General features: G+C 48.6%; 13 protein-coding genes and 1 tRNA gene. 3 read left to right on the top strand and 11 right to left on the bottom strand.

All coding sequences use genetic code 11. The features are described from left to right. The first annotated feature begins 278 nt into the window (after positions 1-278). The gene (locus tag C7R94_RS18700; RefSeq protein ID WP_106783584.1) at positions 279-1106 is read left to right on the top strand and encodes an ABC transporter ATP-binding protein; all 828 of its coding nucleotides are present in this window, start codon (positions 279-281) and stop codon (positions 1104-1106) included. A gap of 77 nt (positions 1107-1183) precedes the next feature. Here the strand turns inward: C7R94_RS18700 and C7R94_RS18695 are convergent, their stop codons facing one another. Continuing rightward, entirely contained in the window at positions 1184-1594 is a 411-nt protein-coding gene (locus C7R94_RS18695) for a MerR family transcriptional regulator (protein WP_106783581.1), read from the bottom strand. 112 nt (positions 1595-1706) lie between these two features. Between C7R94_RS18695 and C7R94_RS18690 the strand changes: the two genes are divergently transcribed. Continuing rightward, positions 1707-2471: an SDR family NAD(P)-dependent oxidoreductase gene (locus C7R94_RS18690; protein ID WP_106783579.1), complete on the top strand. Its 765-nt coding sequence runs from the start codon at positions 1707-1709 to the stop codon at positions 2469-2471. Between the two features lie 84 nt (positions 2472-2555). On the opposite strand, the gene eno is transcribed toward C7R94_RS18690, so the two are convergent. From eno to rpoN, 9 genes are all read right to left on the bottom strand, one after another. Continuing rightward, on the bottom strand, positions 2556-3842 hold the full coding sequence (eno, locus tag C7R94_RS18685; RefSeq protein ID WP_047069684.1) for a phosphopyruvate hydratase: 1287 nt from the start codon (positions 3840-3842) through the stop codon (positions 2556-2558). Positions 3843-3929: 87 nt separating this feature from the next. Continuing rightward, complete coding sequence (gene gpmI / locus C7R94_RS18680) at positions 3930-5471, bottom strand: 2,3-bisphosphoglycerate-independent phosphoglycerate mutase (RefSeq protein ID WP_106783576.1); 1542 nt, start codon at positions 5469-5471, stop codon at positions 3930-3932. 12 nt (positions 5472-5483) lie between these two features. After that, positions 5484-6242, bottom strand: coding sequence for a triose-phosphate isomerase (tpiA, locus tag C7R94_RS18675; protein WP_106783574.1), 759 nt, complete (start codon positions 6240-6242; stop codon positions 5484-5486). A 21-nt stretch (positions 6243-6263) separates the two neighbouring features. Further along, the gene (locus C7R94_RS18670; RefSeq protein ID WP_106783572.1) at positions 6264-7448 is read right to left on the bottom strand and encodes a phosphoglycerate kinase; all 1185 of its coding nucleotides are present in this window, start codon (positions 7446-7448) and stop codon (positions 6264-6266) included. Positions 7449-7546: 98 nt separating this feature from the next. Continuing rightward, positions 7547-8551, bottom strand: a complete 1005-nt coding sequence (gene gap, locus C7R94_RS18665) for a type I glyceraldehyde-3-phosphate dehydrogenase (protein WP_106783570.1) — start codon at positions 8549-8551, stop codon at positions 7547-7549. Positions 8552-8570: 19 nt separating this feature from the next. Then, on the bottom strand, positions 8571-9935 hold the full coding sequence (locus C7R94_RS18660; RefSeq protein ID WP_106783568.1) for a Na+/H+ antiporter NhaC family protein: 1365 nt from the start codon (positions 9933-9935) through the stop codon (positions 8571-8573). Positions 9936-9953: 18 nt separating this feature from the next. Beyond that, positions 9954-10979, bottom strand: a complete 1026-nt coding sequence (locus C7R94_RS18655; RefSeq protein ID WP_106783566.1) for a sugar-binding transcriptional regulator — start codon at positions 10977-10979, stop codon at positions 9954-9956. Between the two features lie 169 nt (positions 10980-11148). Next, positions 11149-11427 carry a glutaredoxin family protein gene (locus C7R94_RS18650; protein WP_197237594.1) on the bottom strand — a complete coding sequence of 93 codons (279 nt, stop codon included), beginning with the start codon at positions 11425-11427 and terminating at the stop codon, positions 11149-11151. Then, on the bottom strand, positions 11427-12800 hold the full coding sequence (gene rpoN, locus C7R94_RS18645) for an RNA polymerase factor sigma-54 (protein WP_106783563.1): 1374 nt from the start codon (positions 12798-12800) through the stop codon (positions 11427-11429). The genes C7R94_RS18650 and rpoN overlap by 1 nt, the downstream gene beginning before the upstream one ends. A gap of 241 nt (positions 12801-13041) precedes the next feature. Here rpoN and C7R94_RS18640 point away from each other — a divergent pair. After that, positions 13042-13116, top strand: a tRNA-Arg gene (locus C7R94_RS18640). Positions 13117-13229: 113 nt separating this feature from the next. Here the strand turns inward: C7R94_RS18640 and C7R94_RS18635 are convergent. Continuing rightward, complete coding sequence (locus tag C7R94_RS18635; RefSeq protein ID WP_106783561.1) at positions 13230-13712, bottom strand: hypothetical protein; 483 nt, start codon at positions 13710-13712, stop codon at positions 13230-13232. Positions 13713-13716 lie beyond the last annotated feature (4 nt).

Raw genomic sequence — 13716 nt, 5'->3', positions numbered from 1 at the left:
CAGTAACGCTAGAGAAGAATATTTCCAGACGTAGCGACTTGTGGAGTCCTACCGAGCGGAGAAGGGATTCGCGGGTAAAAGAAACGCAACCGTGCCCGAACTACGTAGCGGCTACCACTTTTGCGTTTCCCCGCGAATCCCTTCGGAGCGGACAGTCCCAACCCTCAGCGGGACGGAGCACTGAGCCTAGACTGGAAATATTCTTCTCCCTACCGCAGCCACATGCGACCCTGAATATATTTTTTAAATTCCTATACGTTGAAAGGAGTCCAACCCATATGCAAGCTTTGGAAACCCAACGGCTTACGTTATCGTACGGAGAACGCAACATCATTGAAGCGTTAGATTTAAACATCCCGCGTGGAAAAATCACCGTTTTCATTGGCAGTAATGGCAGTGGCAAATCGACGTTGCTGCGCTCTCTGGCACGTTTACTCAAACCAAAGGAAGGCGCCATCCTGCTTGAAGGAGAATCGATCGCGAAACGCTCTACCAAAGAGGTAGCCAAACGTCTTGCCATCCTTCCTCAAGGCCCATCCGCACCAGAAGGGTTGACGATTCTGCAATTGGTCAAACAAGGACGCTATCCTTATCAAAACTGGCTACAGCAATGGTCAGAAGAAGACGAGCAGATGGTCAACAAAGCATTGGCAGCTACTCAACTCACAGATATGGCTAACCGCGCCGTCGACAGCCTCTCTGGCGGCCAACGTCAGCGCGCCTGGATTGCGATGACACTGGCTCAAGGAACCGAAACCATTTTGCTGGATGAGCCTACGACTTATTTGGATATGTCGCATCAGATTGAGATTTTGGACCTGTTGTTTGAACTGAATCAAATGGAACAACGCACCATCGTCATGGTTCTCCACGATCTGAATCTCGCTTGCCGCTATGCCCATCATATTGTTGCCGTTCACAATCAGACTGTCGTGGCAGAAGGCACTCCGAACGAAGTGCTGACGACCGACCTTGTCCGTACGGTTTTCGATATGGATTGCCAAATTACGCAAGACCCGCTGTACGGAACTCCTATGTGCATCCCGTACAGTAAAAGCCGTCTGGGCACTGTGCAGACCGAACAAAAAGCATTCGCCATGTCATAAGCTCAAAACAACAAAAAGACTGTCCATCGAGTCGTATGGGCAGTCTTTTTTCGTAGGCAAAAACGTCCTTCATGAAGCTAACGAGAAAATTGCTGCAAAGCCAATGTCGCTTGCTCGTCCATTTTTTTAACCAATTCGGGATCTTCGTAGGTTGCTATCTTCGTATCGATGAGCGCAAGGTTTTTCTGGAATTCCTCGATTTGCTTTTCCACTTGTTCACGATGAGCGATTAGAAGTGCTTTTCTCTCCTCCAACTTTTGGCTACCTTGTTTACACCAATCACTGTATTCTTTGATTTCTTTAATGGGCATACCGGTATTTTTGAGGCAGCAGATTAAGGCTATCCAGTTGAGATCCAATTCACTAAAGAGACGGTTGCCGTTTTTGTCTCTTGAGACAAAGGGTAGCAGGCCTTCTTTGTCATAGTAACGCAATGTATGAGCGGGTAGGCCGAATCGGTCAGCCACCTGCTTAATCGTGTAAAACATACTTTTCACTCCCCCTTGACTTAAAGTGAACTTTAACCTTTATGCTCACTATAGATCACATGTTTACAACCATTCAAGTGGTCCAACTATAACGTAAAGGGGATAAATCTCTATGAAAAAAACACAAAAGATCGCGCTGGTAACGGGTGGTAGTCGCGGGCTAGGGCGAAATTCAGCTATCGCGCTATCTCGAAAAGGATTTGATGTCATCCTGACGTATCATTCTCGCAAGGAAGAAGCGGAATTGGTAATCAAAGAAATTGAGGAGAATGGTCAAAAAGCTGCCGCCCTGCAGCTTGATGCGGGTGACGTATCCACTTTTGAAAGGTTCGCATCCCGCCTTGCCAACGTACTGAAAGAAAAATGGAGTACAGAGCATTTCGATGTTCTGATTAACAACGCTGGTTTCGGAGTTAACGCTCCACTTTCGGCTACTACTGAGGAACAGTTTGACAGCTTGGTAAACGTGCACCTCAAAGGCGTATTTTTCTTAACACAGAAATTATTGCCCCGTATTTCTGATGATGGACGAATCATTAATATTTCGACTGGATTGACCCGGTTTGCCCTTGACGGCTATGGAGCATACGCCGCCATGAAAGGCGCCGTCGAAGTATTGACGAGATATATGGCAAAGGAATGGGGAAAACGAGGTATCCGGGTTAATACGATTGCCCCGGGAGCGATTGCTACGGACTTTCAGGGAGGGGCAGTACGGGATAATCAGGAGATACATGACTTTATTGGCTCGCAAACAGCGTTAGGCCGGGTTGGGAGAGCTGATGATATTGGTGGTGTTGTCGCGTCATTGTGCACGGACGAAATGGGCTGGGTGAACGCGCAACGAATCGAGGCTTCCGGTGGCATGTTTCTGTAATCCTACAAAAAGAACAGCGGCAGTCCCGGACTTTTTTGTGTCCGAGACTACCGCGTGCTCTTTTTATCTATCCATCATGCTTGCTTATTTCTTCAGATTGTAGAATGCAGAACGACCGCCAAAACGAGCTGTATCAGCGAGTTCGTCTTCAATACGCAGTAATTGGTTGTACTTCGCTACGCGGTCCGTGCGGGAAGGCGCACCAGTCTTGATTTGACCTGCATTTGTAGCTACTGCGATATCAGAGATTGTAGAGTCTTCGGTTTCACCGGAACGGTGGGAAATCACCGCAGTATAGCCAGCCAGCTTCGCCATTTCGATTGCTTCGAAGGTTTCTGTCAGCGTACCGATTTGGTTTACTTTTACCAGAATGGAGTTACCTGTAGAGGTCTCGATTCCGCGAGCCAGACGCTCGGTGTTCGTTACGAACAAGTCGTCACCTACGAGCTGAACTTTGCTGCCCAACTTGTCAGTGAGTGCTTTCCAGCCATCCCAGTCGTCTTCAGACAGACCGTCTTCGATGGAGATGATTGGGTATTTGTTTACCAGATCTTCGTAGAACGCGATCATTTCTTCTGTTGTTTTCACAACGCCTTCGCCTTCGAAGTGGTATTTGCCGTCTTTGAACATTTCTGTAGCTGCTACGTCCAGCGCGAGGAACACGTCTTTGCCTGGCTCATAGCCTGCTGCCTTGATCGCATCCAAAATAGTTGTGATCGCTTCTTCGTTGGATTTCAGGTTTGGAGCGAAACCGCCCTCATCCCCTACTGCTGTGCTGAGGCCTTTTTCACCCAATACTTTTTTCAGGGAGTGGAAAATTTCTGCACCTGTGCGCAGCGCTTCCTTGAAGGAAGTAGCACCTACTGGCATAACCATGAATTCCTGAATATCTACGGTGTTGTCTGCGTGCTTACCACCGTTCAGGATGTTCATCATAGGGACTGGCAACATTCTCGCGTTGAAGCCGCCGAGGTAGTTGTAGAGAGGAACACCGAGAGAATCTGCAGCCGCACGTGCTACCGCCATGGACACGCCAAGAATCGCGTTTGCACCCAGCTTGCCTTTGTTTGGCGTGCCGTCGAGCTGAATCATCGCCATATCGATGCCGACTTGATCCAGGGCATCCATGCCGATCAGTTCAGGAGCAATGATGTCATTCACGTTTTCTACGGCTTTCAGAACGCCTTTACCCAAGTAACGGGATTTGTCACCGTCGCGAAGCTCAACTGCTTCATAAGCACCTGTAGACGCTCCAGATGGAACATCTGCGCGACCCATCGAGCCATCTTCGAGATACACTTCTACTTCTACAGTTGGATTGCCTCGGGAGTCCATAATTTCGCGTGCATAAATGTCAGTAATCATTGCCATTTCTCGTCCATCTCCTTTTATCAAGTGCACTTACAATCTATTTCGATTTAAACGTCAAGCTACCCTTACAGTGTGTCCCAGTGAAGCCTATTTTGCAAGTAACGATTTGCCTGTCATTTCAACCGGTTGCGCTACCCCCAAAAGCTCCAAAAGCGTTGGCGACAAGTCGGCCAAAATACCGTCTTCGCGCAGAGCAGCCCCGTCTTTTGTCACGATTACAGGCACCGGATACGTACTGTGTGAAGTAATCGGGCGTCCCGCTTCATCCAGCATCAGATCCGCGTTGCCGTGGTCAGCTGTAATGACGGCTACGCCACCTTTTGCTACGATGGCATCCACGACTCGGCCCAAGCATGCATCCACCGTCTCGACTGCTTTAATCGTTGGCTCCATCATCCCGGAATGACCAACCATGTCGCAGTTGGCAAAGTTCAGGATGATCGCGTCAAAATTGTCTGCCTCGATCTCAGCGACAACAGCGTCTGTCAGCTCTGGTGCACTCATTTCCGGCTGCAAATCGTACGTCGCCACTTTTGGCGAAGGAATCAGGATGCGTTTCTCACCAGGAAACTCTTTCTCACGACCACCACTGAAAAAGAACGTTACATGCGGATATTTCTCCGTCTCGGCAATGCGCAGCTGCTTCAAGCCGTGCTGGGAAAGCACCTCTCCCAACGTATTATCCAGATTGGAAGGCTTGTAAGCGACGTACCCGTTAACCGTCTCGGAAAAATGCGTCAGGCACACAAAATGCAGATCGCACGGGCGCTCATCTCCGCGGTCAAAGCCACGGAAATCTTCATTCGTGAATGCCTGCGACATTTGAATCGCACGATCCGGGCGGAAATTATAAAAAATAATTGAATCGCCGCTTTGAACGGTTGTCACTGGTTTTCCGTTTTCATCAAGAATCACGGTTGGCATGACGAACTCATCCATAATGGACTTTTCGTAGGATTCCTTTACTGCCTGAACCGGATCACGATACGCCGGAGCATCTGCGTACACCATGGCACGATACGCCTTCTCTACGCGATCCCAGCGTTTATCCCGATCCATCGCATAGTAGCGACCTTGTACGGTAGCAATGCGGCCAACGCCGATCTCTGCGATTTTGGCTTGCAGCTGTTCGATATAACCCACTGCACTGTCAGGCGATACATCGCGGCCATCGAGGAAACCATGGATGAACACATCTGCAAAGTCCTGCTTTTTCGCCAACTCGAGCATCGCAAACAGGTGGTCAATGTGACTGTGTACACCACCATCGGACAAAAGCCCGAACAGATGGAGCTGCTTGCCGTTTTTCTTCGCGTGCTGAAAAGCAGCGATCAGTGTTTCGTTTTCAAAAAAAGCGCCTTCTTGAATCGACTTGGTAATGCGCGTCAAATCCTGATAAACGACACGCCCTGCCCCGATATTGAGATGGCCTACCTCTGAGTTCCCCATCTGTCCTTCTGGCAGCCCAACAGCCAGCCCACTTGCCTCCAGTGTCGCGTGAGGATATTGGTTCCAGTAACGATCAAAATTCGGCTTGTTGGCTTGTGCTACTGCGTTTCCATGCGTTTCGTTCCGCAGAGCAAAACCATCCAAAATTAAAAGGGCAACTGGTTTTGGTCTTTGTGCCATTGCTTTCTCCTCCTATCGAGACGTAGCTCCTGCCACAAGCTGCAAGTAGCTGTCCGCTACGAGACTTGCTCCACCGACCAATGCTCCGTCGATATCCGGCTGTGCCATGTAGCTTGCGATGTTTTCCGGCTTTACGCTTCCGCCGTATTGAATGCGCACTTTCTCGGCTGTCGCTTGTCCGAAGCGCTCACCGATTACACTACGAATGATAGCAATCGTTTCATTCGCATCCTCTGCCGTGGAAGATTTGCCTGTACCAATCGCCCAGATCGGTTCGTATGCAATAACAGTATCCGCCACTTGTGCAGCATCGACTCCAGCAAAGGCACCTTCTGTCTGCGCACGAACTACATCAGCTGTCTCGCCCGCTTCCCGCTGCTCCAGACTCTCGCCTACGCACACAATCGGTACGAGACCTGCTGCTAATGCGGCTACAACCTTTTTGTTCACCGTCTCATCTGTCTCATTGAAATATTGACGGCGCTCGGAGTGACCAAGGATCACGTACTCCACACCAATTTCTTTCAGCATAGACGCGCTGATCTCGCCTGTATAAGCACCTTGCTCTTCAAAATGCATGTTTTGCGCGCCGATGGCAATATCCGTGCCCGCCAGCTCTTCCTTAAGTGCAGCCAACGCTGTAAAAGGTGCGCAAATGACTTTTTGTACCCCGGAAGTATTCTTGCCTGCCTTGGCTTCCTGCGCAAACGCTCTTGCCTCGGCCATCGTTTTGAACATCTTCCAGTTCCCCGCGATAATTGGTGTTCGCATGCAAACTCCCCCTCTTCGCTCTTATTTGTTATCTGCCAACACAGCTACTCCTGGCAGTTCCTTACCTTCCATGAATTCCAGAGACGCTCCGCCGCCTGTAGAAATGTGTGTCATTTGCTCGGCTACGCCTGCTTTTTCCACAGCTGCTACGGAATCACCGCCACCGATGATCGTCGTACCGCTGCATGCTGCCATTGCCTTGGCTACGCCAATCGTGCCGTCTGCAAAAGCATCCATTTCAAAAACGCCCATCGGACCGTTCCATACAACCGTTTTCGAATCTACGATGACACTGTGGTACTGTTCCACTGTTTTTGGACCGATATCGAGTGCCATCCAGCCCTCTGGAATCGCATCGATTGCCACGACCTGCTTTTCTGCATCTGCCGCAAAACGGTCAGCTACTACAACATCAACTGGCATCAGCAATTGAACGCCGCGCTCTTTTGCCTGATCCATCAACGTACGTGCGAGGTCGAGCTTGTCGTCTTCACACAGAGAGGCACCAATGCCATAACCTTGTGCTTTGAGGAATGTATTCGCCATACCGCCGCCGATAATCAGGTGATCGACTTTGGTCAACAAATTTTCAATGACAGCAATTTTATCTTTTACTTTTGCACCGCCGACAATCGCTGTAAACGGACGCTCCGGATTGGACAAGGCTCCGCCCATAAAGCGAATTTCCTTTTCCATCAACAAGCCCGCAACTGCTGGTATGTACTCAGCGATTCCCGCTGTAGAAGCATGTGCCCGGTGAGCTGTTCCGAATGCATCATTGACAAACAGATCAGCCAAGGCCGCAAAGCTTTTTGCCAGTTCTGGATCGTTCTTTTCTTCTCCCGCATGGAAGCGCACGTTTTCCAACAGGATGACGTCGCCAGACTCCATCCGTTCTACTGCCGCCTCTACGTCAGCACCATGGCAATCCTCCAGCTTACGCACGTCCTTGCCCAAAAGCGAAGACAGATGGGCTGCGACAGGAGTAAGACGCATCTCTTCCACTACCTGGCCTTTAGGACGACCAAAATGGCTCGCCAGGATTACTTTGGCTCCTGCCTCCATCATGAAACGGATGGTTGGTACAGCAGCACGAATGCGTGTATCGTCGGTGATTACCCCGTCCTGCATCGGCACGTTAAAGTCGACACGGCAGAATACGCGCTTGCCTGCCAGCTCAACATCGCGGATAGATTTCTTGTTCATGAACGATCCTCCCAAATCATTGGCTTTTTATTCGGAAAAAAGATATGGGAAAAGGGAGATTGCTCTCCCTTTTTTCCACAACAGTTCTATTTTACGTGTTAGAAGCCGCGCTGTGCAACATAATGACACAAGTCTACGACACGATTGGAGTAACCCCACTCGTTATCGTACCAGGAAACGACTTTCACCATGTTTCCTTCTAGCACCATTGTAGACAAAGCATCGATTGTGGAGGATGCAGGGTTTCCATTGTAATCAGAGGATACGAGCGGCTCTTCGGAGTAGCCGAGAATGCCTTTGAGCGGGCCTTCTGCCGCTTCTTTCAGAGCGTTGTTGATTTCTTCAACAGTTGCGTCTGCCTTCAGCTCAACTACCAAGTCCACTACGGATACGTTTGGAGTTGGTACGCGCATAGCGAAACCATTCAGCTTGCCTTTCAGCTCAGGCAGTACGAGTGCTACTGCTTTTGCCGCTCCTGTAGAGGTTGGAATAATGTTCTCCGCAGCTGCACGGGCACGGCGCAAATCTTTGTGTGGCAGATCGAGAATTTGTTGGTCATTGGTGTAAGAGTGAACGGTTGTCATCAATCCGCGAACGATGCCGAATTTGTCGTTCAGAACTTTTGCGAACGGCGCCAAGCAGTTCGTTGTGCAGGATGCGTTGGAGATCACAGTGTGTTGTGCTGGATCGTACTTGTCTTCGTTTACACCGATTACGACTGTAATGTCTTCGTTTGTTGCTGGAGCGGAGATGATGACTTTTTTCGCGCCACCTTCCAGGTGCTTCGCTGCATCCTCGCGCTTCGTGAAGCGTCCAGTCGATTCCACTACGATTTCAACACCGTAATCTGCCCACTTGAGTTGAGCTGGGTCGCGTTCTGCCAATACCTTGATTTCTTTGCCGTCAACGATGAGCGTGTTTTCGGAAGCTTCAACGCTCACGTTCAGAACACCATGAACAGAATCATATTTCAAAAGGTGCGCCAGTGTATGTGCATCTGTCAGGTCATTGACCGCCACGATTTCTACATTCGGATTGTTCAGCGCTGCACGAAATACGTTACGACCGATACGACCAAATCCATTAATACCTACTTTTACCATAATGTATACCTCCTGCTCATTAGCTAGCTTTATTCTTCATCGCGAGAAACCTGCCCTCTGGCGAAAACCAGCGGGTCGACAATATCGTAACAATCGGTAATAAGATTGGAAAAAACACAAAGGGCAGCGTCTGGAGCGTCGAAACACTTAACGTTAGCGCCATCATCATCGAGAGACCGTTCCACGGAATCAGTACAGGCATGACAACTGTGGAGTCCAGCATCGTCTTGCCCAACAGCTCGCGCCCTCCCTCCCATTGGGAGAACCTCCCGAGAAGAGTCGAACCGAGAACCAGAATCGGAATGGTTTGATTACAGCTGATGATGACAACTAACAACGACAATGCCGCTGCTTTCGCTACCAATACCGTCTTATTTTTTGTATGGCCCATCATTTTGTCTACGATGGGGGTTAATAAATTGGCTCTGTTCAAAATGCCGTTTAAAAAGCCGGCGAGAATGATTAACGCCAGAACACTGAAGATGGCGAACATCCCGCCCCCATGGACCAGTTGATCCAGCGGCGTTCCTGAATGAAGCTCAAATCCAACTAGCATCGATGTAAAAAACGTCTTCACATCCAAATTCCCATTGATCCCGACTAAAATCGCACTGGCTCCGATACCGAAAAACAATGCCTTCACCGCTTTTACTCTCAGTGCAAAAGAAGCAATTAATACGACGAGCGGCAGCATCAAGCTCCAATGTACCGAGAAATAACTGACCAACAGCTCTTGGTACATTTGAATGGTATCCGTCGAGTTCGCCTGAGGTCGAAACAGATCAAGGATCAGGAAAAGTAACGCGCAAATCGCTACCGTAAGCAAAGCAGGACGCCGCAATCTTCGTTCCTGCTCTTCTGTCATACCGACATTGGAAAGCACCAGTAATCGACTGCTGGATATCGGCGAGAAACGTTCCCCCACCATCGCTCCAGAGATGAGCGCACCTCCTACGACCGCAGGTGATATCCCTGCTGCGTGTGCAATACCCATCAAGGACAGCCCAATCGTACTCAGCGTTCCGATTGATGTACCCAATAAATAACTGACGCCTGCGGTTAACAGAAAAGAGAGAACGAACAAATACTCGACATTCACAATCGATAATCCGTAATAAATGATGGCGGGAATGGTTCCTCCCATCATTAATAGCGGAATCAAGAGTCCTACTAAAAACAGAATCGTAAGGACGGGCTTTGCCTTTTGGACACCTTCCCAGCCAAACACGAACTGCTGCTTCCACGGATAACCCAATCTTTTTACACTAACCAGTGTGACCAAGATCGCAAAAACAATCCCCCATGCGATCGGAAAACCGAGCGATAGGCTCAAAATGATGCCAGCGATCATTGCCAAGATGGGTGTTACCGATGTGATAGACATGCGACCGACTTCCTTCCGTTACAATCGTGCGGACAACAGCGTGTGAGCTGCCCCTTCGTCCGTAATGAGTACATTCTGACACGATTGCTTAGCAAAGGAAAGAATCGCTTTTGCCTTGCTTTCGCCCCCCGCAATGGAGAGCACCGTTTCTGCCTTGTGCACTTCCTCTAGCTGTAAACCAATTGTCGGCATTCTGTGGACCGTTTCTCCCGCTTCATTAAAGTAGTAGCCAAATGCTTCTGATACAGCACCTGTCTCCACTAATTCTGCGAGCTCTTCCTCCGAATAATTCCGTCTTCTTGCCATCGTGACGGCATCCCCGATTCCATGCAAAACGATTCGAGTCTCGCCCAAGAGCGACAATACATCTTGCACTTGCGGCTCTTTGACCAATGTCTGCAAGGCTTCTGGATGAAGGCGATCCGGTACGTGAAGAAGCCGATAAGAAGCACCTGTTTTCGCTGCCATGGCGGAAGCGAGCGTATTCGCTTGCAGCTCTACGCGTTCTCCCAGTCCACCGCGAGCAGGGACAAACTGAACGTTTTTGAACGAAGCAGAAGGCGTCAAATGACTTGCTACGCTGGCGATGGATGAACCACCTGTTACCGCTACAATGTCTCCTTCTTGCACGACCTGTTTGAGGATCCTTGCCCCTACCCGTCCAAGCTCTTCCTTTACCCAAGGCGATTGGTCTGCATTGCCCTGCACCACAATGACTTCTGCTATGCCCAGCTTTTTTTGCAAGCGCTCCGCCAAGTCAGTAAGGCCGAATAGCTCTCCGACGAGAGGCTCCATGTCGTCCAAGACTTGTTGTCCTTCTTCACTCAGGCTCATTCCCGCAGCCGTTACATGAAGGAGCCCCGTTTCTTTTAGCAGTTCCACTTCTGCCCGCAAAATACGCTCAGTGGTGTCCATGGCTTGAGCTAGACCTCTTCTGCCAATCGGCTGCAAATGATAGATGGATCGGAGCAACATGTACCGCTGACGCAAAACCTGAATCAAGTCAGGCAACAATTTTTGTTGCAGTTCCAGTAAACGTCGCATTTTACCTTCTTCCTTGGTTACAAATTGTTTGATCGGGACGTTTTATGTCCCTGTATATACATTTTATGTCCCACTTGGTGCAAAAAAAGAGATCACTTGCTACAATTTGAATGTATCATATTTAACCATATCTTGCAAGTTCCTCAAAGCCCCTATAAAAAAGTGCCACTCATGACCGAGCGGCACGTCTCTGTAATTCGCTTCGCAGTTCCTCAAGCGTCACTACATGTGTAATGGAACGAAATACGATCTCTCCATCTATCTCGACTACTGGAATGACGAGCATCATTTCTTCATGCAAGACCGGATCACTTTCAATATCAACTATGCGCATACGAAGGGGGAACTCCTCCGCCAGACTGCGGATGTAGAGCTCCACCTCGTCGCACAGATGACATTTGTTTCGTCCGTACAAGACAATATCAAACGTTTTTTCATTCATTCTCATTAAAACCTCTTTCGTTTGGCCGACGATGGGATCAGCATTTCTTCCCGGTACTTGGCAACCGTGCGGCGGGAGATTTCAATCCCTTCTGTAAGCAGCAGCTCACCCAGCTTTTGATCAGATAACGGAGACTTCCGATCTTCTTGCTCGATCAGTGCTTTGATTCTGCGCTTAACACTCTCAGAAGAAGTCGCTTCCCCACTGGAAGTAGAGAGTGCTGACGTAAAGAAATACTTCAGCTCAAAGATTCCACGAGGTGTCTGAACGTACTTGTTGCTGGTTGCCCGACTGATCGTCGATTCGTGCAGGCCGACCCGCTCTGCAATTTCCTTTTGTGTCATAGGCTTTAAATAATGAATCCCCCGATCAAAAAACTCCCGTTGCATATCGAGGATGGCCTGTGTTACACGCATGAGCGTCAGGCGGCGCTGCTCCAGACTTTTTGCCAGCCACATGGCGGCATTCAGCTTATCGTGAATGAACTGCTTGGCTTCATCCTGACTTTTTTGCTGGCTGAGCATTTTTTCATAGAAGCTGTTGATTTTCAGCCGCGGTGCAGCGACATCATTGACCAATACTACATAATCATTCCCGACCTTCTCTACCGTCACATCTGGAATGACATATCTTGTCTCTACTGAGGAAAAGGCCGCCCCAGGACGCGGATTCAGCGTACGGATCAGGTCTGCCATCGCCTGTACCTCTTGTGGTGTACATCCGATTTTGTCTGCAATCCGCTGATAGCGATTGTCCGCCAAATCTTGCAGGTGGTTACGAACGACCTGAACGATCTTTTCATCATCGAGCGCCAAATGCCCGAGCTGCAGCAAAAGACATTCTTCCAGACTGCGTGAAGCTACACCTACTGGATCAAAATGCTGCAAAACGGACAACACGTCCTCAATCTCCAGCATTTCAGCGCCGAGGCGCGTACTCGCTTCCTCCAGTGTAATTTCCAAATACCCCTTCTCATCCAGATTCCCGATCAAAAAGAGAGCGATCTGTTTTTGCAGCGACGAGAATCCTTTTACATAGCCGAGTTGACGCTCGAGATGTTCGTACAACGTCTCCGCACCTTGCTGGACGTGATCCAGCGGATTGTAAGTGCTTTCATTTTTCGACGAACCGTACTCACCTGTCGCGCGATTGCCCACGATTTCTTTCCAGTCAATCTCAGGAGCTGGTTTCTCTGCTTTTGCAGAAGCGACTTCTCCAGCCACTTCAAGGTCGAAAACAGGATTTTCATTGGCCTGATCCTGCAAATAGGAGATGAGATCAATGGCTGAATACTGCAATATGGTAATCGCTTGGCGTAATTCCGGCGTCATCACTAATTTCAGTGTTTGTTCTTGAAATAACCCCAATCCCATGTTCATGAAGCTCGCCTCCTTCGCACTTGCTCATGCTGCTCGATGACTCTTTATTTTCATTATATTCGTTCTGTCATGCAATTTTCCTGCCAAATTGATGAAGCAGAACACAAAAAATGTCGAAAGATCTTCACCCGTGGAATTTTCACTTCCGTTTACCTTATCGCTAGTTTTTTCTGTTGAACTACTTTTTTTCGTTTGCATTGAGATTGTCGATGTTTTATAATAAAAGTTGTCGTCACAATATACGCCTGTAGCTCAGTGGATAGAGCAATGGTCTCCGGAACCATGTGCGGGGGTTCGATTCCCTTCAGGCGTACCATACTTTCAAGCCATAAGCGATCTCTTGAATTTCAAGAGGTCGCTTTTTTATGTTGACCCCTCATAGGAACAAAAAAAACAGCCCGAATAAGGACTGTTTTTCTTGTGTTACATTTACTGGTTAAAAATCGCTTTGAAAGAATATGGGATTGGTTGTATTTGTCTATTATCTAATACTGCATTTGGCGTCGCTAGTAAAATGCTGTACTGGCCTTCTTCCGGGATATCTACTGAAAAAGATGTATTCCCTTTGGTAACAACTCTATGTAGAAACCCTCCTGTTGGCTTCCTCACCAAGATTGTTATCGGCTCAGAATTTGGTGACAAGGTGCTGAATGCAAGATTAAACTTTCCTGGTTTTGCGTAAAAATTAAAATAATCATTATCTCTATAGTGATTAATGGCAGCTGTGTATGAAACGTTCGAATTAATATATGGAGCGTATTCAACACTATCATTTGGTTCGTATGGATCGGTCACCGAAGCAGCAGCTTTTTGGGAAGACTTCATATTTTTAGCTGGTTCTGCTGCAAATGCGGATGCGGATGCGGATAAAGCTACTGCGAGGGTCAACAAGCTAACTACGACTTTTTTCATGAAT

This window comes from Brevibacillus sp. NRRL NRS-603, assembly GCF_003013445.1.
Classification (GTDB): domain Bacteria; phylum Bacillota; class Bacilli; order Brevibacillales; family Brevibacillaceae; genus Brevibacillus; species Brevibacillus formosus.
The sequence above is the reverse complement of the archived record's forward strand: the minus strand, read 5'-3'. Positions and strand labels throughout refer to the sequence as shown.

What these genes read in the sequence shown, in the direction of transcription:
- C7R94_RS18700 (WP_106783584.1), top strand. Translation starts at nt 279, where the DNA reads ATGCAAGCTTTGGAAACCCAACGGCTTACGTTATCGTACGGAGAACGC.
- C7R94_RS18695 (WP_106783581.1), bottom strand. Translation starts at nt 1,594, where the DNA reads ATGTTTTACACGATTAAGCAGGTGGCTGACCGATTCGGCCTACCCGCT.
- C7R94_RS18690 (WP_106783579.1), top strand. Translation starts at nt 1,707, where the DNA reads ATGAAAAAAACACAAAAGATCGCGCTGGTAACGGGTGGTAGTCGCGGG.
- eno (WP_047069684.1), bottom strand. Translation starts at nt 3,842, where the DNA reads ATGGCAATGATTACTGACATTTATGCACGCGAAATTATGGACTCCCGA.
- gpmI (WP_106783576.1), bottom strand. Translation starts at nt 5,471, where the DNA reads ATGGCACAAAGACCAAAACCAGTTGCCCTTTTAATTTTGGATGGTTTT.
- tpiA (WP_106783574.1), bottom strand. Translation starts at nt 6,242, where the DNA reads ATGCGAACACCAATTATCGCGGGGAACTGGAAGATGTTCAAAACGATG.
- C7R94_RS18670 (WP_106783572.1), bottom strand. Translation starts at nt 7,448, where the DNA reads ATGAACAAGAAATCTATCCGCGATGTTGAGCTGGCAGGCAAGCGCGTA.
- gap (WP_106783570.1), bottom strand. Translation starts at nt 8,551, where the DNA reads ATGGTAAAAGTAGGTATTAATGGATTTGGTCGTATCGGTCGTAACGTA.
- C7R94_RS18660 (WP_106783568.1), bottom strand. Translation starts at nt 9,935, where the DNA reads ATGTCTATCACATCGGTAACACCCATCTTGGCAATGATCGCTGGCATC.
- C7R94_RS18655 (WP_106783566.1), bottom strand. Translation starts at nt 10,979, where the DNA reads ATGCGACGTTTACTGGAACTGCAACAAAAATTGTTGCCTGACTTGATT.
- C7R94_RS18650 (WP_197237594.1), bottom strand. Translation starts at nt 11,427, where the DNA reads ATGAGAATGAATGAAAAAACGTTTGATATTGTCTTGTACGGACGAAAC.
- rpoN (WP_106783563.1), bottom strand. Translation starts at nt 12,800, where the DNA reads ATGAACATGGGATTGGGGTTATTTCAAGAACAAACACTGAAATTAGTG.
- C7R94_RS18635 (WP_106783561.1), bottom strand. Translation starts at nt 13,712, where the DNA reads ATGAAAAAAGTCGTAGTTAGCTTGTTGACCCTCGCAGTAGCTTTATCC.